Source organism: Mesorhizobium sp. M1342 (assembly GCF_040317955.1).
Lineage (GTDB): Bacteria > Pseudomonadota > Alphaproteobacteria > Rhizobiales > Rhizobiaceae > Mesorhizobium.
Genome location: NZ_JAMYLI010000034.1, coordinates 38,494 through 56,852 on the forward strand (window position 1 = coordinate 38,494; position 18,359 = coordinate 56,852).

Here is an 18,359-nt window from a genome sequence, read left to right on the forward strand (position 1 = left end):
TGTTGGAGCGACCGCGTGCCGACGGCCGCTCCAGATCGCACTTGAAACTTGAAAAGTGGAGGAAACGAAATGCGAAGGCAATTTTTAACATCAACGACTGCGCTTGTCCTGCTCTGGGGAGCAGGCCAGGCCTATGCCGGAATGGACGAAGCCAAGACTTTCCTCGATAACGAAATCAAGGACTTGTCGACGCTCGATCGCGGCGCCCAGGAAGCCGAGATGCAATGGTTCATCGATGCCGCGAAGCCTTTCGCCGGGATGGACATCAAGGTGGTCTCCGAGACCATCGATACGCATAGCTATGAGTCCAAGGTCTTGGCGCCCGCCTTCACCGCGATCACCGGCATCAAGATCACTCACGACCTGATCGGCGAAGGCGATGTCGTCGAGAAGCTGCAGACGCAGATGCAGTCGGGCGAAAACATTTACGACGCCTACGTCAACGACTCCGACCTGATCGGCACCCACTGGCGGTACCAGCAGGCGCGCAGCCTGACCAAGTGGATGGCGAATGAGGGCAAGGATGTCACCAATCCCAACCTCGACCTCGCCGACTTCATCGGCACCAAGTTCACGACCGCTCCGGACGGCGACCTCTACCAGCTGCCGGACCAGCAGTTCGCGAACCTCTACTGGTTCCGCTACGACTGGTTCAACGACGAGAAGAACAAGGCCGATTTCAAGGCCAAGTACGGCTACGACCTCGGCGTTCCGGTCAACTGGTCGGCCTATGAGGACATCGCCGAGTTCTTCACCGGCCGCGAAATCGACGGCAAGAAGGTCTATGGCCACATGGACTACGGCAAGAAGGACCCCTCGCTCGGCTGGCGGTTCACCGATGCCTGGCTGTCCATGGCCGGCAATGGCGACAAGGGCCTGCCGAACGGTCTTCCGGTCGACGAATGGGGCATCAAGGTCAACGAGAAGTCGCAGCCTGTCGGCTCGTGCGTCGCGCGCGGCGGCGACACCAACGGCCCGGCTTCCGTATATTCGATCCAGAAGTACCTGGATTGGCTGAAGGCCTATGCGCCGCCGGAAGCCCAAGGCATGACGTTCGGCGAATCCGGCCCCGTCCCGTCGCAGGGCACGGTCGCGCAGCAGATGTTCACCTACACCGCCTTCACCGCCTCCTTCGTCAAGGAAGGGCTGCCGGTCGTGAACGCGGACGGCACCCCGAAATGGCGCTTTGCTCCCTCGCCGCATGGCGTCTACTGGAAGGACGGCATGAAGCTCGGCTACCAGGACGTGGGTTCATGGACGCTTCTCAAGTCCACGCCTGACGATCGCGCCAAGGCCGCCTGGCTCTATGCGCAGTTCGTCGTATCGAAGACGGTCGACGTGAAGAAGAGCCATGTCGGCCTGACGCTGATCCGCGAGTCGACGATCCAGGACAAGAGCTTCACGGAACGCGCTCCGAAGCTCGGCGGCCTGATCGAGTTCTACCGCTCGCCGGCCCGTGTTCAGTGGTCGCCGACCGGAACGAACGTTCCGGACTATCCGAAGCTGGCACAGCTCTGGTGGCAGGCGATCGGCGATGCGTCGTCGGGTGCCAAGACGGCGCAGGAGGCGATGGACTCGCTTTGCTCCGAGCAGGAAAAGGTCATGGAACGCCTGGAAAAGGCCGGCATCCAGGGCGATATCGGCCCGAAGATGGCCGAAGAGCATGACCTCGCCTACTGGAACGCCGACGCGGTCAAGAAGGGCAATCTCGCTCCTCAGTTGAAGATCGAGAACGAGAAGGAAAAGCCGGTCACCATCAATTACGACGAGCTGGTGAAGAGCTGGCAAAAGTAAGACTGTTCTAAGCGGGCGTCTGCGCCCGTGTGACATTGGGGGAGGCGGCATCTTGCCGTCTCCCCTGTTTGTGTAAAAGACAAAGCGGGGAGGCATAATGACCGGATATATCCTTGCCATCGACCAGGGCACGACTTCGACCCGGGCGATACTGTTCGACGGCGAGATGAAGGTCGCCGGCAGCGGGCAAAAGGAATTCGCCCAGCACTATCCGGCTTCCGGCTGGGTCGAGCACGATCCCGAGGATATCTGGGCGAGTGTGGTGTCGACCGTGAAGGCGGCGCTGAAGAAGGCCGGCCGGAATGCTTCCGACGTGGCCGCGATCGGCATCACCAATCAGCGCGAAACCGTGGTCATCTGGGACAGAGCGACCGGCAAGCCGATCCACAATGCCATTGTCTGGCAGGACCGGCGCACCGCGCCGCTGTGCCAGAAACTCAAGAAGCAAGGGTTGGAGAAGACATTCACTAAGAAAACCGGGCTGCTGCTCGATCCCTATTTTTCCGGCACCAAGATCGCCTGGATGCTGGACAAGGTGAAGGGCGCCAGAAAACGCGCCGAGAAAGGCGAACTGCTCGCCGGCACCATCGACAGTTTCCTGATCTGGCGGCTGACCGGCGGCAAGGTTCACGCCACAGACGCCACCAACGCCTCGCGCACGCTGGTCTACAACATCGCTGAGAATGCCTGGGACGACGAGCTGCTGTCGATCCTCAACATCCCGGCAAAAATGCTTCCCGAGGTGAAGGACTGCGCCGATGATTATGGAATCACGGAGAAAAATCTCTTTGGTGCCGAGATTAAAATCCTCGGTGTCGCTGGCGACCAGCATGCGGCGACCATCGGCCAGGCCTGCTTTGAGCCGGGCATGATGAAATCGACCTACGGCACTGGCTGTTTTGCGCTGCTCAACACCGGCAGCGATCTGGTGCGCTCGAAGAACCGGCTCTTGACCACCATTGCCTACAGGCTGAACGGCAAGACGACCTATGCACTGGAAGGCTCGATCTTCATTGCCGGTGCAGCGGTCCAATGGTTGCGCGATGGCATCAAGGTGATCGGCAAGGCCGAGCAGAGCGGCAAACTGGCTGATGAAGCCGATCCGACCCAAAACGTCTACCTGGTGCCGGCCTTTGTCGGGCTCGGTGCACCGCATTGGGACGCGGAGGCACGCGGTGCCATTTTCGGGCTGACGCGCAATTCCGGTCCGGCGGAGTTTGCCCGCGCCGCGCTCGAATCCGTCGCCTACCAGACACGCGACCTGCTCGACGCCATGCGCAAGGACTGGAAGGGTGCTTCTGCCAAGACCGTGCTGCGGGTCGACGGGGGCATGGTGGCGTCGGACTGGACGATGCAGCGTCTGGCCGACATCCTCGATGCACCGGTCGACCGCCCGACCATTCTGGAGACGACGGCGCTCGGTGCCGCCTGGCTGGCTGGCTCGAAGGCAGGTGTGTGGCCGGATGCCAAGAAGTTTGCGAAGAGTTGGGCACTCGAACGGCGCTTCAAGCCGGACATGGATGGCTCCGTGCGCGCAGCCAAGCTCGCTGGTTGGCGCGATGCTGTGCGCAGGACGCTCAGCGTGTCATAAACAGCCATCAGTGGCGGGTGATGGGGCGCGAGGAATGCAGCCAGACTGGTATCCTGCTTGGCGCGACGAGGCTATCGAACAGCTGAAGGCCAAGAATGCACGCTTGAAAAAAGATCTCCACCTCGGTAGCTGGTTGCGCTATGACTATGACCTGACGGCCGGAACGCTTCTGTTCTCGCAAGACGGGGTCGCCAAGGTCGTCACCGAAATCCAGATTGTCGGCTCAACGAGCACGGAGGCCGGAAACTGGCTGTGGGCTTGGGCAAATTCCAGCCTGCCCAGCGAGCTCCTCAGCGATGCAAAGCTAGTCCGATCCTTCGGAGAGCAGAATGGCATCGACGAACTGGCCCAAGCCTATGCGACGGATGCGGACAGTGCGCTGGAAGTGGTTGGTTGGGAACTCAGTGCGGTGATGGCCCGTATCTGCAATGGGTTGGGTATCTATCGTTGTCCCAGCAGAGAGGACGGCGGTGGCTTTTATCTGATGCTCAAGAGCATCAACTGGGCAAGCTGACGGCAACTGTTCGTCTTCCGGCCAAAGGATCAAAAGCCCGCGCCGTTGCCGGCGCGAGCTCCACTAACGCATATCAGCTACTTAAACGCGCCTTGATCAGTAAGGCGAACGGCACTCCTTGCGAGGGCCGTAATTCGGCTGGAACGTGTTGTCCGAAGCACGGTAGCTGCGATAGCGGTCGTAGCACCATTGGACGTGGGCGTTGCCTCCGTAGACGCGGTTGTTTTCGTTGTTGATGATTGCGCCGGTAATCAGCGCGCCAGTAGCGAAGGCGGCAAGCGGGAACCAATAATCGCCGTGACGACGGTAGCCGGGGCGATATTCGCGATAGCCGCGATGGCCGTTCCAATATGCGCCGCGATTGCGGGAAAAATTGCGGTCACGCGAAAAACTGCGGTCACGCGAAAAATTGCGATTGTGGCGGTCCTTACGCCACTCCCGGTACTGGACTGTCTGCACATCCGGCACCGCGACCTGGGATTGCGGCACATAGTTCGGTTGGGCATTAACGGACACCGCCTCCGCCGCAACGAATGTGACGGAGAGAGTGGCCGCCAGCAGGCTCGTTGTGATTCTGTTCATTGGTCTTCTCCTCGATAGTTTGGCGGACGTCCCTGTGCCGGGAAAACGAGCGGCGCATACAATTGTTCCCCAGACTGGATGCCGCTGTCGGGCAGAAATGCCAGTGTTCCCTTGGCTGTTCTCCCACCGATGGCGCGGCTGGCAAGTGTCGCGACAGGGCGAAGCCGCCCGTGTTTGCGAGCCCTCTTTTTCCGGTTGACCGGTCGAGGCACTCTCCCTATGTTCCGCGCAATTTCGAGGGCCGCCTTTCGCCCGCGGGAGCGCGTAGCTCAGCCGGTAGAGCAACTGACTTTTAATCAGTAGGTCATGGGTTCGAATCCCATCGCGCTCACCAAATCCACGCGATAAACTGTCACCCATCTCTCGGGAAGGGCACACCACAACCGGTGGGGAAGCCGTCAACGCTTCCAGAAAGCGCGGTGCGATGCGAGCATCTCGTCGGCGATTTCGGGGAAGGGGCCAAAGACCTCGATCTTTTTCTGGCCGGAGTCGAGGACGGTGCGCGAAGAGAGGCTCATCGTCGGATTCTCTGCGTGATCCCCGGTGAGCGCCAGCAGCTCGGTCTCCTCGAAGCCGTAGACCAGCCGGCCGATATTCGCCCAGTAGAGCGTTCCGGTGCACATCGCGCAGGGCTCACCGGTTGAGACCAGCGTGCATTGCCATAAGAACTCCGGCTCGTAGGCTGCCGCGGCGCGCCGGGCGAGCTCCGTCTCGGCGTGGCGCACCGTGTCGAGATTGCCTTGCCGCATCAGCACCCGATCGTCCGGCCCGACCAGCACGCAACCAAACGGATGATGCCCATGCGCCGCCGCCTCGCGCGCGACCGCGTCGGCGGATCGAAGGTGGGCGAGCATCTGATCGCGTGTCATGGCAAGATCCTGTCATGCCGACATCCACCGATGAGCGGCTGAGCGAGATTGGTGCCAACGGACGCGAGTGGCAAGAGCCAACTTTTGCTTGAGACCTTTGCCTCGGGATATCAGACCTTTGCCCTACAATCCGCCGGCCGGTCTTGGCGTCGAACAGATGAGCACAGGCGCGGCAAAGCGGAAAGCCGGCTGAAAAGGCCATCCTCGCCGAGCTTCTCGAAGGAGTTCGGCGGCGCGAAAATGCGAACAGCGTCAGACCGAAGGCTCCCCGAACACCAGCGAAACATTGGCGCCGGCGTGGCGTTCGAGCCGGCCGGCGAGGTCGAGTTCCAGCAGCACCATGAAGACCTGGGCCGGCTGCAGGCCGGTGTGGCGGATGATCTCGTCGACCGCCACTGGCGTCGGGCCGAGCGCCTCGATGACGCGGGCGCGGTCGCTTTCGCCGGGCGGTGGCGTGGCCGAGAAGTCGGGCGGCTCTTCGAACGGCGGCACGTCGGGCGCCCGCATGCCGGTCAGCGGGGCGATCGCCCTGGAAATATCCGATGCCTCGGTGACCAGGGTGGCACCATCCTTGAGCAGGCCGTTGGTACCGGCGGCGCGTGGATCGAGCGGTGAGCCCGGCACGGCAAAGACCAGCCGGCCCATTTCGCCGGCAAGCCTGGCGCTGATCAGGGAGCCGGAGCGTTGCGCTGCCTCGACCACCACCAGCCCAAGGACCGCACCCGCAACAAGGCGGTTGCGGCGCGGAAAATCCTGGGCGCGCGGCTGCCAGCCGAACGGCATCTCCGAAATGATGGCGCCACGCTCGGCGATTTCCTCGCACAGGCCGGCATTTTCAGGCGGGTAAGGCAGGTCGAGACCGCCAGCCAGGACGCCGATCGTGCCGGTCGCAAGACTGCCCTGATGCGCCGCGGTGTCGATGCCGCGCGCCAGGCCGGAGACGATTGCGTAGCCGTCGCGGCCGAGGTCGGCTGCCAGCATGCGTGCCATCTTGATGCCGGCCAGCGACGCGTTGCGTGCCCCGACGATGGCGACACCCGGCAGCCGGAAAACAGCTGCGTTGCCCTTTACCGCCAGCAGGGGCGGCGGATGGTCCATGTTGCGCAACAGGGGTGGGTAGTCTGTCTCACCGATCCCGACAAAGCGGGCGCCGGCCTTTCCGGCTAGTTCCAGTTCCGCCTCGGCTTCGGCAACGGAAGGGATGCGAGCGATCCGGATGGCGCCGCCCGAAATCATCAGTTCCGGCAATATCTCCAGCGCCACCTCGGCCGAACCGAAACGGTTGATGAGGTCGCGAAAGGATGCGGGGCCGACATTCTGGGTGCGGATCAGCCGCAGCCAGCTCAGCCGCTGCCGGTCGCTGAGCCGCGGCCCGGCGGCCGGCCCACTCACCACGGCGGCAGGCTCGCTCACCCCTTGGCTCCGATCTTGCCCTCGGTGCCGGTAAGCAGGCGCGAAATGTTTTCCCGGTGCTTGATGAAAACGATGATGCTCATCACCACGAACAAGGCCGCATTCTGTGGTGTGCTCAGCACATAGAGGGCGATCGGCACGATGACCGCCGCTGTCAGCGCCGCAAGCGAGGAATACCGGAAGAGGAATGCCATCACCAGCCAGGCGACGGCGAAGATCAGCGCCACCTGCCAGGCAAGGCCGATCAGCACACCGAGATAGGTGGCGACGCCCTTGCCGCCCTTGAAACCGAGCCAGACCGGGAAGAGATGACCGAGAAAGGCGCCGAGACCGGCCCAGATCGCCAGGTCAGGCGCGAAATGGCCTGCTATCAGCACGGCGGCCGTGCCCTTCAGCGCGTCGAGTAGCAGCGTCGCGGCGGCAAGGCCCTTGTTGCCGGTGCGCAGAACGTTGGTGGCGCCGATATTGCCGGAGCCGATCTTGCGCACATCGCCAAGGCCAGCGGCGCGAGTGAGCAGGAGCCCGAACGGAATCGAGCCAAGCAAATAGCCGAACACGAGCGCTGGGATGAGGCTGTAAATCATTGTTTCCCCCGCATTTCCCCAGTTCGGCCGGATCAGGCGCGGTGCGCCGTGGCCGGTTCAGGCGGAAAACACTGTGCGGCCCGCAATCAGCGTTTGCAAGACCTTGCCTTGCAGTCGCGCGCCTTCGAAACAGGTGTTTTTCGACCGCGAACGAATGCCGCTTTCGCTGACGATCCAGGGTCCGTCGAGGTCGACAAGCGCAAGATCGGCGACAGCGCCCGGCTTCAGCGTGCCGCCGGGCAGGCCGAACAGTTTTGCGGGAGCGGTGGACAGGGTTTCTATCAGCCGCAGCAACGGCACATCGCCATTGTGGTAGAGCCGCAGTGCGGCGCCCAGAAGCGTCTCCAACCCTATGGCGCCGGCCGCCGCATCGGCGAAGGGCAGGCGCTTGGTGTCGACATCCTGCGGATCATGCGAGGAGACGATGATGTCGATCGTGCCGTCCCTGACCGCCTCGATCATCGCCAACCGGTCTTCCTCGGCGCGCAAAGGTGGCGTCAGGCGGAAGAAGGTGCGGTATTCGCCGACATCGTTTTCATTCAGCGACAGATTGTGGATCGCCACGCCTGACGTCACCGTCGCGCCGTCGGCTTTCGCACGCGTTATGGCGTTTGCCGCCATCGCCGTCGAGATCTTTGCTGCATGGTACGAACCACGCGTCAGCCGGGCCAAGGCCAGATCGCGCTCCAGCGGGATGGATTCGGCTTCGCGCGGAACGCCGGAGAGGCCGAGCCAACTGGCGTAGAGGCCTTCATTCATCACGCCGGATGAACCGAGGTCCGCATCCTGCGTCTCATGCACGATGGTGGCGCCGAAGTCGCGCGCATAGGTCAGCGCGCGGCGCATCACCAGCGCGCTCGATATGGTGTGACGGCCATCGGTGAAGGCGACGGCGCCGGCTTCGCGCAGCAGGCCGAACTCGGTCATTTCGCGCCCGTCGAGGCCCTTGGTGATCGCCGCAGCCGGAAAGACGTTGACGATGGCCGTGTCCTTGGCGGTGCGCAGCACGAATTCGACCAGCGCCACATTGTCGATCACCGGATCGGTATCGGGCATCATGACGATGGATGTGACGCCGCCGGCCGCCGCCGCGACACTTGCCGACGCAATGGTCTCGCGATGCTCGCCGCCCGGTTCGCCGATGAAGACACGGCCGTCGATCAGGCCTGGAATGATCGCCTTGCCGGCGCAGTCGATAACGGTGGCGCCCTCGGGCGCGCCCTGGTTCAGCGCTGCTTTGCCGGCGGCTACGATCTTGCGGCCATCGACGAAGACGGCGCCGACTTCATCGATGCCGCGCGAGGGGTCGACAACGCGGGCGCGCTCAAAGACCGTTATGCTCATGCGCCGCGGCCCTCTTGATTACGGCGCGGGTCAAGAAGCGCTTCCATCACCGCCATGCGCACGGCGACGCCCATTTCAACTTGTTCCTGGATGACGCTTTGCGGACCGTCGGCGATTTCCGAGGCGATCTCGACGCCGCGGTTCATCGGCCCGGGATGCATCACCAGCGCGTCATCCTTGGCGGCCTTCAGTTTCTCGGCATCGAGGCCGAAATAGCGGAAATATTCGCGGACCGAAGGCACGAAGGCGCCCTCCATGCGCTCGCGCTGCAGGCGCAGCATCATCACCACATCGGCGTCCTTGAGGCCCTCGGCCATCGAGCGGGTGACGATGACGCCCATCTTCTCGATGCCGGTGGGCAGCAGCGTCGACGGTGCGACGACGCGCACCTGCGCGCCGAGCGCGTTGAGCAGCATGATGTTGGAACGCGCCACGCGCGAATGCAGGATGTCGCCGCAGATTGCCACGATGAGCTTCGACAGCGGACCCTTGGCGCGACGAATGGTCAGCGCATCGAGCAGCGCCTGTGTCGGGTGTTCATGCGCGCCGTCGCCGGCGTTGACGACGGAGCAGCCGACCTTCTGCGCCAGAAGGGCGGCAGCACCGGCCGATTGGTGGCGGATGATCAGGATGTCGGGCCGCATGGCGTTCAGCGTCATCGCCGTGTCGATGAGCGTTTCGCCCTTCTTCACCGAAGAGCTTGCCACCGACATGTTCATGACATCGGCGCCGAGCCGCTTTCCGGCAAGCTCGAACGACGACTGTGTGCGCGTCGAGGCTTCATAGAAGAGGTTGATCTGGGTGCGGCCGCGCAGCGTCGAGGTTTTCTTCTCGGACTGCCGCGAGATCGCGACCGCCCGGTCCGCCCTGTCGAGCAACAGCTCGATATCGGCGGGGGAAAGGTCGCGGATGCCCAGAAGATGGCGATGAGGATAGGGGGACGAAGCGTCGGTCATCTCAAGGCGCTGCTATAGGGTGGAGATATTGCGGCTGCAAGCGCCAGCTTTGCATTGCAGCCGTTCTCCTCAATTTTTTCGTGTAGATAGCCGATTGTATCGGCCGGTATTTTCATCGCGCGCGCTGCATGGCTTGGCTATATCTAGCCGACAGCCTCGGATTCGTGGCTTTCTGACGATAGAAGGATTGGGCGTGACCGACGACGTGACGAACCAGCCGCCGCCGCTGACGGGCGGCAACGCCTGGCGGGGCGATCCGTTGCTGATCCAGCTCGCGGAGCGTTTTTCCGATCCGGTGCGCAAGGATCTCGACGGTCTCGGCCGCTTTGTGCTGACGCAGGAGGCGCAGGAATTGGCGCGCCTCGCCAATGTCGAGACGCCGAAGCTCAAGACGCATGATCGCCAGGGACGGCGCATCGACGTGGTCGAGTTCCATCCCGCCTATCATGCCTTGATGCGCCGCTCTGTGGCCAACGGGCTGCATTCCTCGGTGTGGGAAAACGGCGACACCGAGATCGGCCGCCGCCATCAGGTCCGCGCCGCCCGGTTTTATCTGACGGCTGAGCTCGAGACCGGGCATCTGTGCCCCATCACCATGACCAACGCTTCGCTGGCGGCCTTGATGGCCAGCCCGAAACTGTTTCGCGAATGGGCGCCGCGCGTGACGACGCGCAAATACGACCAGAGCCAAAAGCCGCCGGTCGAGAAGACCGGGCTGACGCTCGGCATGGGCATGACCGAGAAACAGGGCGGCACCGATGTGCGCGCCAATGTGACGAGGGCGGAACGCGCCGGCAGCGGTTTTTATCGTCTGAACGGGCACAAATGGTTCATGTCGGCGCCGATGTCGGATGCCTTCCTGGTGCTGGCGCAGGCGCCTGAGGGACTATCGTGCTTCCTCGTGCCGCGCGTTCTCGGTGACGGCTCGGGCAACGGCTTCCGCTTTCAGCGGCTGAAGGACAAGCTCGGCAATCGTTCGAACGCCTCCTCCGAAGTCGAATTTGTCAATGCCATCGGCGAGATGGTCGGCGAAGCCGGTGCCGGTGTGAAGACGATCATGGACATGGTCACCCTGACCCGGCTCGATTGTGCCATCGCATCGTCGGCGATCATGCGCGCGGGCCTGGCCGAGGCCGTTCACCACGCCCGCCATCGCCAGGTGTTCGGTTCGACCCTGATCGAGCAGCCGTTGATGCAGCGCGTTCTGGCCGACATGGCGCTCGATGTCGCCGCCGCCACCGCGCTGTCGTTCCGGTTGGCGCGCTCCTTCGACGAGGCGGCCGGCGATCGCGGCGAGGCGGCGTTTGCTCGGGCCATGACGCCGGTCGTCAAATACTGGGTCTGCAAGATCGCGCCGCCTTTGCTCTATGAGGCTATGGAGTGCCTCGGCGGCAATGGCTATGTCGAGGAGGCGCCACTCGCCCGCTACTATCGCGAGGCCCCGGTCAATGCGATCTGGGAAGGCTCGGGCAATGTCATGGCGCTTGATGTGCTGCGCGTGCTCGGCCGTGCGCCCGGCCTGTTCGAGGATGTGCTGGCCGGCATCGACCGTGATCTCGGCGCCGGCGGACGCGGCACGATCGGCGTGCTGAAGGCGGCGATGCAGGTTGCTTCAACCGACGAAGGTTCTGCCCGGCTGCTGACCGAGCAGCTGGCACTGTCGGCTGCGGCGGCGGAATTGCGCCGTCTGGGGGCAGGGCGGATCGCCGACGCTTTCGTCGAGACGCGTTTGGCCGGCCAATGGCGCAACACCTATGGCATGATCGATTCGCGCCACGATGCACGCATGATCATCGACACGCTCTATCCGCCGGTGAACTGAGCACGAGCATCGCAAAAACCGGCGCCATCCACAGTTTTGACGTGTTGGCGGGCATCCTCACGCGTATGGCTAATCGTCGTTAACCTTAACAAATGGTTTCCGTTGCGATGGCGGACGGCAAGGCCCACTGTCCTAGTGCAAGCAGGGAATGGTTCAGATTGGCCGTCTCTTGCTTTGCGAAGCAGGAACACCGATGCGACAGGTACTGACCTCTTTTCTGGCCTTGCACTGGGCGATTGTTTTCGCCCTGCTTGCGCTAATCTGCATCGACGGAAACCGGGGTGTGGCGGCGGCGCTCGGCGTGCTGGGCACTACAATCGAGGGTACCCGCTTCGTCGACCTCGACAATTTCGTCGTCGTGGCGCCGCTCGCCACCGCATTGCTTGTCGTCGCGGTTCTGTTTTTCTGGGCCTTTGTCGAAGCCCTGGTCAACGACGCGACCAGCGCGGGCGCCGACAGCGTCGCCCGCATCGCCTTCATATGCGCGTCCGGCGTGTTGTCGCTGATCGTCGTCGGTGGCGCCGCGCAAGGCATCAACGGGCTCTTCATGGCTGTCGCCGTGCAACTGGCGGCACTTCTGGCGTCCTATGTCGCCATGCTTGCCGAGCGGCGGTCCGTGGTTGCGGCAGCGGCTTCCGGCGAAAGCGAGATCCATGCCGTCGCGCATGGCATGGCAAAAGCCGCGGCCCACAATTCGCTGCTTTCACTCATATCAGGCCGAACGGTCTCCAAGACCGGCTCCAATCCCAGGGGAGGCCGCTGATGCGCTACATCTTCGGATTTTGGGCGGCGCCGATGGCGATTTTCTGGGGCTGGTTCTATCTGTCGGCCAATGACATCAATTTCGGCTACACGATGCTCAGCCGACAGATGCACGACTTCTTCTTCCAGCTCTATGGCCAGATGCTCGGCATCGATCCGGCGATCATTCCCGGCATGGTGGCGAAGACGTGCGTCTTCGACGGGTTGCTGCTGATGGCGCTTTGGGCCTTCCGCCGTCGCCGCGAAATCGCCGGCTGGGTCAGACAGCGCTGGGCGGGTCCGGTTCCGTTCGAGCGGATGCGTGGAGCGACTGAAGCCGGTCCAAAACTCCCTGCAGAATAAACGCGGCTGCCGCCGAATCGATCTTGCCGGCGCGCTTGCGGCGCGAGAAATCCATCTCGATCAGCGTCCTTTCGGCCGCGACCGTCGATAGTCTTTCATCCCAGAGCACGAAGGGCAGGTCGCTCATCTGGGCCATGTTGCGGACGAAGGCGCGCGATTTCTGCGCACGCGGCCCTTCCGAACCGTCCATGTTGATCGGCAGCCCGATCACCACCGCGCCGGCATTCTCCTTCCGCAGCAAGGCGAGCAGCACCGCCGCATCGAGCGAGAATTTCCTTCGCATGATGACCGGGCGCGGATGGGCGAAGGAAAACCTCTGGTCCGAGACCGCGACGCCGATCGTCTTGTCGCCGAGGTCAAGCCCCGCCAGCGTCTTGCCGCCGGTCAGCCGCGCCGGCAATTCCTCGATCGTGATAATGCCCACCGGCCGTCCTTCGCCTTTCACCGCCACGTGTTTTGTCAAACGCGTGGCGGACACAGTAACCCTTTGATCTCCGGGCCGTCGGCGTTCTATCCTTTGGCAAGATAAAAATCGAGGAATGCATTCATGAAACTGACCTGGTACGGCCACTCGGCCTTTCGCATCGAGACCGCTGATGCCAAGATCCTCATCGATCCCTATCTGATCGGCAATCCGTCCTGGACGGGCGGCTGGGAGGGACCGGCCGAGGGGATCACGCATGTGCTGCTGACGCATGGCCATAGCGACCACATCAGCGGCGCCGTGGAAGTGCTCGGCAAAAGCGGCGCCCAATTGGTCGCCAATTTCGAGATCTGCATGTATCTGGTCGGCAAGGGTGTCAGCGACAAGAAGATCAACCCGGGCAACATCGGCGGCACCGTCGATTGCGGCAGCTTCACCACCACTTTTGTCCAGGCGCTGCACTCATCCTCGTTCCCCGGCGAGGGCGGCCAGAACACCTATCTCGGCAATCCGGGCGGCCTCGTCCTGCATTTCCCGGAAGACAAGACGCTCTATCACATGGGCGACACCGACATCTTCTCCGACATGGCGCTGATCAACGAGTTGCATGAACCGAAGATCGGCATCGTGCCGATCGGCGACCGTTTCACCATGGGCGGCGCGGTGGCTGCACTTGCCTGCCGGCGCTTCTTCAAATTCGATACCGTGGTTCCCTGTCACTTCGGCACGTTTCCGATGATCGATCCGACCGCCGACAAGTTCGAGGCCGGCATGGAAGGGTCCGGCGTGACGGTGGCATTGCCTGATATCGGTGAGACGATTACGATCTAGGCGTGGCGAAAGCGGAATAAGACCATGGCTTTGAGGAAATCTCTTTGTGTATCGATGTTGGTCGCGGCGTCGCCCGCGCTCGCCGCGGATGATTTCATCGAGGGCGTCTACCTGCAATCCGAGGAGCTTTGCAAACAGGCCAAAAAGGACACGCTGCAAACGCTGATCGACGCAGGCAACATCGTGCTTTCGGCGCACGGCCTGCAGAGCGTCGAATACAATTGCGAGTTTCTGCAGATCAGCAAGGCCACGGCTTCGCCGAGCTGGGCGGTGACGGCCATCTGCCAGGAACCGGGTTATGTCTTTCCCGACGTTCTCTCCGTGACGCAAATGAACGCCAAGCAGATCGATCTCGTGTCGGTTCGGCCCGTCGACGACGAAAGCGAAGCAAGCGGCAACAGCGGCAGCTACTATCTGTGCGAAGGCGTTGCTCTGCCATAGACGTATTCTGAGGGCCCACGAGCGGGCCGCCGGCACAGCCTGGTCTCTCGCACGATGCATGTTGCGCAGCGCGCGCGGCGCCGCTATAGCCCGAACTGGTTTTCCCCGAGGCAAAAACATGTCCGTAGATCTTCAGACAGTGAAGCGCGTCGCGCATCTCGCCCGCATCGCGGTGAGCGAAGAAGATGCCGAACGGATGACCGGGGAGCTGAACGCCATTCTGGGCTTCGTCGAGCAGCTGAACGAGGTCGATGTTTCCGGTGTCGAACCAATGACCTCGGTAACGCCGATGGACATGAAGAAGCGCAGCGATGTCGTCACCGACGGCGGCAAGGCCGCCGACATCGTCGCTAACGCGCCGGCGACCGAAGAGAATTTCTTCCTCGTGCCGAAGGTCGTGGAGTAAGTCGGCCGATGGCAATCGAGATCGCCATTGAGAAGCCGCTCCAGGACGACGTGCGCAGGCTGGTCACGGAACTCAACGAGACCTTGCTCGAACTGACGCCGCCGGAGCATTGCTACCATTTGACGGTCGAGCAGATGGCCGGTGAGGACACGACGGTTTTCATCGCCCGCGATAATGGCCTGGCCATTGGCTGCGGCGCGCTGAAGCGTCATGACGGCGCCATTGGCGAGGTCAAGCGCATGTATATCAGGCCGTCGCATCGCGGGCAGAAGATCGGCGCGAAAATCGTTGAGCGGGTCGGATCGCTGGCGCGCAACGAGGGGCTGAAGCGCCTGGTGCTGGAGACGGGCGATCGTCATCCCGCGGCGTGGACAGTCTACGAACGCGCCGGGTTTTCGCGCTGCGGCCCGGTGCTGGATTATCCCGATTCTGAGTGGTCGGTGTTTTACGAAAAGAGCCTTTGATGAGCGACCTGACCCAGCTGACGATTTCACAGGCCCGCGCCAAGCTGCGCGACAAGGAAATCACCGCGACCGAGATCACCGAGGCCTATCTCGGCGCTATCGAGCGCGCCAATCCGGCGCTCAATGCCTATGTCGCCGTGACCGGCGACAAGGCGCGCGACATGGCCAAGGCGTCCGACGCCAGGCTGGTCAAGGGCGAGGGCGGTGCGCTGGAAGGCATTCCGTTGGGGATCAAGGACCTGTTCGGCACCGAAGGCGTCCACACGCAGGCTTGCAGCCATGTGCTCGACGGGTTCAAGCCGCGCTACGAATCGACCGTTACGTCAAATCTGTGGGCCGACGGCGCCGTTATGCTCGGCAAACTCAACATGGACGAGTTCGCCATGGGCTCGTCCAACGAGACGTCCTACTATGGCCCGGTCATCAATCCGTGGCGGCGCTCGCGCCTCGATACTGCGGTGATGCCCACGACGCATCAGGGCGACGGCGGCTTCGTTTCGGCCGGCGGCACGAGGACCGTGCGCAGCCTGGACAATGCGCAGTTGGTGCCGGGTGGCTCTTCTGGCGGGTCGGCCACGGCAGTCTCCGCCTTCCTGTGCGCCGGCGCGACCGCGACGGACACTGGCGGCTCGATCCGCCAGCCGGCCGCCTTCACCGGGACGGTCGGCATCAAGCCGACCTATGGCCGCTGCTCACGCTGGGGTATCGTCGCGTTCGCCTCGTCGCTCGACCAGGCCGGCCCGATCGCGCGCGACGTACGCGATGCCGCGATCCTGTTGAAATCGATGGCCTCTGTCGATCCGAAGGACACGACGTCGGTCGACCGGCCGGTGCCGGATTATGAGGCGGTGATCGGCAAGCCGATCAAGGGCATGAAGGTCGGCATTCCCAGGGAATACCGCGTCGACGGCATGCCCGAAGAGATCGAAGCGCTGTGGCAGAAGGGCATTGCCTGGCTGAAGGACGCCGGCGCCGAGATCGTCGACATTTCCCTGCCGCATACGAAATACGCGCTGCCCGCCTATTACATCGTGGCGCCGGCCGAGGCTTCGTCCAACCTCGCCCGCTATGATGGCGTCCGCTACGGCTTGCGCGTGCCGGGCAAGGATATCGTCGACATGTATGAGAAGACCCGCGCCGCGGGTTTCGGCCGCGAGGTCAAGCGCCGCATCATGATCGGCACCTATGTGCTGTCGGCCGGCTATTACGACGCCTACTATCTGCAGGCGCAGAAGGTGCGCAATCTGATCAAGCGGGATTTCGAGACTGTCTTCGCCGCCGGCGTCGATGTCATCCTGACCCCGGCAACGCCGTCCGCCGCCTTCGGCATCGCCGACGAGGACATGGCTGCCGATCCGGTCAAGATGTACCTGAACGACATCTTCACCGTCACTGTGAACATGGCGGGCCTGCCGGGCATCGCTGTGCCCGCCGGGCTCGACGCCAAGGGCCTGCCGCTCGGCCTGCAGCTGATCGGCCGGCCGTTCGATGAGGAAACCCTGTTCCAGACCGCTGCCGTCATCGAGCAGGCCGCAGGCACGTTCCAGCCGGAGAAGTGGTGGTAGGGACGTCGCTCGTCTAGCGCATGCCCTGAAAGTCGAATCGATTTTCGGAAGGATCCTGCGCAAAATCAAAGTGTTAGCGTCCTTTGAGCGCGCACGCCCGCGCGGCGCTGCAATGGGGTGAGCGATGTTCTTCTACCTGTCCAAGATCTTTTGGTTCTTCATCCAGCCGCTGAACCTGGCGATCTTTCTGCTGCTGGCGGGATTGCTCGCGGCCATGATCGGGCGCCGGCGGCTGGCGGCTACCGGCAGCGTGCTGGCATTTCTGGTCCTTGCGCTGTCAGCGTGGACGTCGCTCGGCGCCATGATGCTCAATCCGCTGGAAGAGCGCTTCGCGCGCCCGCCGCTGCCGGCAAAGGTCGACGGCATCGTCGTGCTCGGCGGCGGCTTCGAGGGCGCCATCAATCTGGCGCGCGGCGGCTATGAGTTGAACAGCAGCGGAGATCGGATGGTCGAGACCGCAGTTCTGGCCCGGCGCTTTCCTACCGCCAAGGTGGTCGTCTCCGGCGGCACCGGCGCGTTGTTTCTCGATGGCGAGGGCGATGCCGCAACCGCGCCGCGCCTGCTCACCGCGCTTGGCGTGGCCGCCGATCGTCTGATCCTGGAGAACAAGTCCCGCAACACCTATGAGAACGCGGTCTTCACCAAGGAGTTGCTAACGCCGAAGCCCGGCGAGACCTGGCTGCTGGTGACTTCGGCCTTCCATATGCCGCGCGCCAAGGCGCTGTTCGACAAGGCTGGCTTTGCGACTGTTCCCTGGCCGGTCGACTATCGCACCTCGGGCAAAGAAGGCATCGGCCTGTTCCGCGACAATCCAGCCGATTCGCTGCAGGCCGCCACCATGGCCATCCGCGAATGGATCGGGCTTTTTGCCTACTGGCTGTCAGGCCGGATCGATCAGCCTTTTCCAGGCGGCTGACCGATCACCGCCTGCCTGGCGGCCGAGAAGAACTGGCGCCGCACCAGAACGGCCAGCAGCAACAGCGTCGACAACACGAACACCATTGGGTCGACGAACCAGCCGAGATAACCGATCGAGAAGAACACGCCGCGCAGGCCGGAGTTGAAGTGCTTTCCGGCCAGCATGTTCATTTGCGCCGCACGCCACACCGCCGTTTCGGTGACCGGATTGCGTGAGGCTTCGCCATGCGGGATCGGCACGGCGCCGATCAGGATCGTGCAATAGTTGAACAGCCGGTACGCCCAGCCGAATTTGAAGAACGAAAACGCCAGGATCAGCACCAGCCCGAACACCTTTATCTGGAAGGCCGCGCGCGACGGCGCGCCACCCAGGGGCAGGTCGCTGAGCACTTCAAGAACCCGGTCGGATGCGCCGAGCAGGGCAAAACAGCCGCCGATGGCGATCAGCGAGCTGGAGGCGAAGAAGGCGGTGCCTTGCTGCAGCCCGCTCATGATGGCGGTATCGACGATGCGGATCTCGCGCTCGGCCATGGTCCGCATCCAGGCTTGCCGCTGTGCATTCATCGCCGTCGTCAGTGACATGCGGCTGACCAGCTTGCCGTCGGAGGCGAACGTGTGCAGCAGCCACGCGACGAGGAAGAAGGCCAGCGCCGCGAGATCGGCTGTCGAAAGATCGAGGGAATCGCCCATGGCCTGAATTTAGCACATTCAGCGCGATCGCTTCGATGTCCGCCTAC

General features: G+C 63.0%; 20 protein-coding genes and 1 tRNA gene. 13 read left to right on the forward strand and 8 right to left on the reverse strand.

Annotated elements, in window-relative coordinates; all coding sequences use genetic code 11:
* Positions 1 to 69: 69 nt before the first annotated feature.
* The 3 genes from NKH06_RS27525 (at position 70) to NKH06_RS27535 (ending at position 3,899) form a co-directional block, all read left to right on the forward strand.
* A complete protein-coding gene (locus tag NKH06_RS27525; protein ID WP_352442606.1) occupies positions 70 to 1,794 on the forward strand; it encodes an ABC transporter substrate-binding protein in 1,725 nt (574 codons plus the stop codon).
* A gap of 97 nt (positions 1,795 to 1,891) precedes the next feature.
* On the forward strand, positions 1,892 to 3,385 hold the full coding sequence (gene glpK / locus NKH06_RS27530) for a glycerol kinase GlpK (protein ID WP_352442607.1): 1,494 nt from the start codon (positions 1,892 to 1,894) through the stop codon (positions 3,383 to 3,385).
* Between the two features lie 34 nt (positions 3,386 to 3,419).
* A complete protein-coding gene (locus NKH06_RS27535) occupies positions 3,420 to 3,899 on the forward strand; it encodes a DUF6882 domain-containing protein (protein WP_352442608.1) in 480 nt (159 codons plus the stop codon).
* Between the two features lie 96 nt (positions 3,900 to 3,995).
* Here NKH06_RS27535 and NKH06_RS27540 read toward each other — a convergent pair whose 3' ends face one another.
* Positions 3,996 to 4,481, reverse strand: a complete 486-nt coding sequence (locus NKH06_RS27540) for a BA14K family protein (protein WP_023812969.1) — start codon at positions 4,479 to 4,481, stop codon at positions 3,996 to 3,998.
* A gap of 258 nt (positions 4,482 to 4,739) precedes the next feature.
* Between NKH06_RS27540 and NKH06_RS27545 the strand changes: the two genes are divergently transcribed.
* Positions 4,740 to 4,815, forward strand: a tRNA-Lys gene (locus NKH06_RS27545).
* 64 nt (positions 4,816 to 4,879) lie between these two features.
* Here the strand turns inward: NKH06_RS27545 and NKH06_RS27550 are convergent.
* From NKH06_RS27550 to NKH06_RS27570, 5 genes are all read right to left on the reverse strand, one after another.
* The gene (locus NKH06_RS27550) at positions 4,880 to 5,350 is read right to left on the reverse strand and encodes a nucleoside deaminase (RefSeq protein WP_352894698.1); all 471 of its coding nucleotides are present in this window, start codon (positions 5,348 to 5,350) and stop codon (positions 4,880 to 4,882) included.
* A gap of 252 nt (positions 5,351 to 5,602) precedes the next feature.
* Complete coding sequence (dprA, locus tag NKH06_RS27555) at positions 5,603 to 6,742, reverse strand: DNA-processing protein DprA (protein ID WP_352774298.1); 1,140 nt, start codon at positions 6,740 to 6,742, stop codon at positions 5,603 to 5,605.
* A 17-nt stretch (positions 6,743 to 6,759) separates the two neighbouring features.
* The gene (gene plsY / locus NKH06_RS27560; RefSeq protein ID WP_023812966.1) at positions 6,760 to 7,347 is read right to left on the reverse strand and encodes a glycerol-3-phosphate 1-O-acyltransferase PlsY; all 588 of its coding nucleotides are present in this window, start codon (positions 7,345 to 7,347) and stop codon (positions 6,760 to 6,762) included.
* 57 nt (positions 7,348 to 7,404) lie between these two features.
* On the reverse strand, positions 7,405 to 8,691 hold the full coding sequence (locus NKH06_RS27565; RefSeq protein WP_352774232.1) for a dihydroorotase: 1,287 nt from the start codon (positions 8,689 to 8,691) through the stop codon (positions 7,405 to 7,407).
* Positions 8,688 to 9,647, reverse strand: a complete 960-nt coding sequence (locus tag NKH06_RS27570; protein WP_013531794.1) for an aspartate carbamoyltransferase catalytic subunit — start codon at positions 9,645 to 9,647, stop codon at positions 8,688 to 8,690. The genes NKH06_RS27565 and NKH06_RS27570 overlap by 4 nt, the downstream gene beginning before the upstream one ends.
* Before the next feature lie 193 nt (positions 9,648 to 9,840).
* On the opposite strand from NKH06_RS27570, the gene NKH06_RS27575 reads away from it, so the two are divergent.
* The 3 genes from NKH06_RS27575 (at position 9,841) to NKH06_RS27585 (ending at position 12,573) form a co-directional block, all read left to right on the forward strand.
* Positions 9,841 to 11,469: a DNA alkylation response protein gene (locus tag NKH06_RS27575; protein WP_352774234.1), complete on the forward strand. Its 1,629-nt coding sequence runs from the start codon at positions 9,841 to 9,843 to the stop codon at positions 11,467 to 11,469.
* 193 nt (positions 11,470 to 11,662) lie between these two features.
* On the forward strand, positions 11,663 to 12,232 hold the full coding sequence (locus NKH06_RS27580; protein ID WP_023812963.1) for a hypothetical protein: 570 nt from the start codon (positions 11,663 to 11,665) through the stop codon (positions 12,230 to 12,232).
* Positions 12,232 to 12,573, forward strand: coding sequence for a DUF6105 family protein (locus NKH06_RS27585; RefSeq protein WP_023812962.1), 342 nt, complete (start codon positions 12,232 to 12,234; stop codon positions 12,571 to 12,573). Before NKH06_RS27580 ends, NKH06_RS27585 begins: the two co-directional genes overlap by 1 nt.
* Here the strand turns inward: NKH06_RS27585 and ruvX are convergent.
* Positions 12,491 to 12,997: a Holliday junction resolvase RuvX gene (ruvX, locus tag NKH06_RS27590; protein WP_023812961.1), complete on the reverse strand. Its 507-nt coding sequence runs from the start codon at positions 12,995 to 12,997 to the stop codon at positions 12,491 to 12,493. The genes NKH06_RS27585 and ruvX overlap by 83 nt on opposite strands.
* A 123-nt stretch (positions 12,998 to 13,120) precedes the next feature.
* Between ruvX and NKH06_RS27595 the strand changes: the two genes are divergently transcribed.
* The 6 genes from NKH06_RS27595 (at position 13,121) to NKH06_RS27620 (ending at position 17,620) form a co-directional block, all read left to right on the forward strand.
* On the forward strand, positions 13,121 to 13,828 hold the full coding sequence (locus tag NKH06_RS27595; protein WP_352553069.1) for a metal-dependent hydrolase: 708 nt from the start codon (positions 13,121 to 13,123) through the stop codon (positions 13,826 to 13,828).
* A 24-nt stretch (positions 13,829 to 13,852) separates the two neighbouring features.
* Positions 13,853 to 14,269 (forward strand): hypothetical protein, encoded by a 417-nt coding sequence (locus tag NKH06_RS27600; RefSeq protein ID WP_352553071.1) that lies wholly within the window; start codon positions 13,853 to 13,855, stop codon positions 14,267 to 14,269.
* Between the two features lie 118 nt (positions 14,270 to 14,387).
* On the forward strand, positions 14,388 to 14,675 hold the full coding sequence (gene gatC, locus NKH06_RS27605) for an Asp-tRNA(Asn)/Glu-tRNA(Gln) amidotransferase subunit GatC (RefSeq protein ID WP_023812958.1): 288 nt from the start codon (positions 14,388 to 14,390) through the stop codon (positions 14,673 to 14,675).
* Positions 14,676 to 14,683: 8 nt separating this feature from the next.
* On the forward strand, positions 14,684 to 15,139 hold the full coding sequence (locus NKH06_RS27610) for a GNAT family N-acetyltransferase (protein ID WP_352612921.1): 456 nt from the start codon (positions 14,684 to 14,686) through the stop codon (positions 15,137 to 15,139).
* Positions 15,139 to 16,704 carry an amidase gene (locus NKH06_RS27615; RefSeq protein WP_023812956.1) on the forward strand — a complete coding sequence of 522 codons (1,566 nt, stop codon included), beginning with the start codon at positions 15,139 to 15,141 and terminating at the stop codon, positions 16,702 to 16,704. Before NKH06_RS27610 ends, NKH06_RS27615 begins: the two co-directional genes overlap by 1 nt.
* Positions 16,705 to 16,828: 124 nt before the next feature.
* Positions 16,829 to 17,620, forward strand: a complete 792-nt coding sequence (locus NKH06_RS27620) for a YdcF family protein (protein WP_352553072.1) — start codon at positions 16,829 to 16,831, stop codon at positions 17,618 to 17,620.
* Here the strand turns inward: NKH06_RS27620 and NKH06_RS27625 are convergent.
* Positions 17,599 to 18,312: a DUF599 domain-containing protein gene (locus NKH06_RS27625; RefSeq protein ID WP_027161543.1), complete on the reverse strand. Its 714-nt coding sequence runs from the start codon at positions 18,310 to 18,312 to the stop codon at positions 17,599 to 17,601. The genes NKH06_RS27620 and NKH06_RS27625 overlap by 22 nt on opposite strands.
* Positions 18,313 to 18,359 lie beyond the last annotated feature (47 nt).

Bases quoted from the DNA above. Each gene is read 5' to 3' on its own strand.
- NKH06_RS27550 (WP_352894698.1), bottom strand. From the start codon at position 5,350: ATGACACGCGATCAGATGCTCGCCCACCTTCGATCCGCCGACGCGGTC.
- NKH06_RS27565 (WP_352774232.1), bottom strand. From the start codon at position 8,691: ATGAGCATAACGGTCTTTGAGCGCGCCCGCGTTGTCGACCCCTCGCGC.
- NKH06_RS27620 (WP_352553072.1), top strand. From the start codon at position 16,829: ATGTTCTTCTACCTGTCCAAGATCTTTTGGTTCTTCATCCAGCCGCTG.
- plsY (WP_023812966.1), bottom strand. From the start codon at position 7,347: ATGATTTACAGCCTCATCCCAGCGCTCGTGTTCGGCTATTTGCTTGGC.
- NKH06_RS27595 (WP_352553069.1), top strand. From the start codon at position 13,121: ATGAAACTGACCTGGTACGGCCACTCGGCCTTTCGCATCGAGACCGCT.
- NKH06_RS27540 (WP_023812969.1), bottom strand. From the start codon at position 4,481: ATGAACAGAATCACAACGAGCCTGCTGGCGGCCACTCTCTCCGTCACA.
- NKH06_RS27585 (WP_023812962.1), top strand. From the start codon at position 12,232: ATGCGCTACATCTTCGGATTTTGGGCGGCGCCGATGGCGATTTTCTGG.
- NKH06_RS27625 (WP_027161543.1), bottom strand. From the start codon at position 18,312: ATGGGCGATTCCCTCGATCTTTCGACAGCCGATCTCGCGGCGCTGGCC.
- NKH06_RS27570 (WP_013531794.1), bottom strand. From the start codon at position 9,647: ATGACCGACGCTTCGTCCCCCTATCCTCATCGCCATCTTCTGGGCATC.
- glpK (WP_352442607.1), top strand. From the start codon at position 1,892: ATGACCGGATATATCCTTGCCATCGACCAGGGCACGACTTCGACCCGG.
- NKH06_RS27535 (WP_352442608.1), top strand. From the start codon at position 3,420: ATGCAGCCAGACTGGTATCCTGCTTGGCGCGACGAGGCTATCGAACAG.
- gatC (WP_023812958.1), top strand. From the start codon at position 14,388: ATGTCCGTAGATCTTCAGACAGTGAAGCGCGTCGCGCATCTCGCCCGC.
- NKH06_RS27600 (WP_352553071.1), top strand. From the start codon at position 13,853: ATGGCTTTGAGGAAATCTCTTTGTGTATCGATGTTGGTCGCGGCGTCG.
- NKH06_RS27615 (WP_023812956.1), top strand. From the start codon at position 15,139: ATGAGCGACCTGACCCAGCTGACGATTTCACAGGCCCGCGCCAAGCTG.
- NKH06_RS27610 (WP_352612921.1), top strand. From the start codon at position 14,684: ATGGCAATCGAGATCGCCATTGAGAAGCCGCTCCAGGACGACGTGCGC.
- NKH06_RS27580 (WP_023812963.1), top strand. From the start codon at position 11,663: ATGCGACAGGTACTGACCTCTTTTCTGGCCTTGCACTGGGCGATTGTT.
- NKH06_RS27525 (WP_352442606.1), top strand. From the start codon at position 70: ATGCGAAGGCAATTTTTAACATCAACGACTGCGCTTGTCCTGCTCTGG.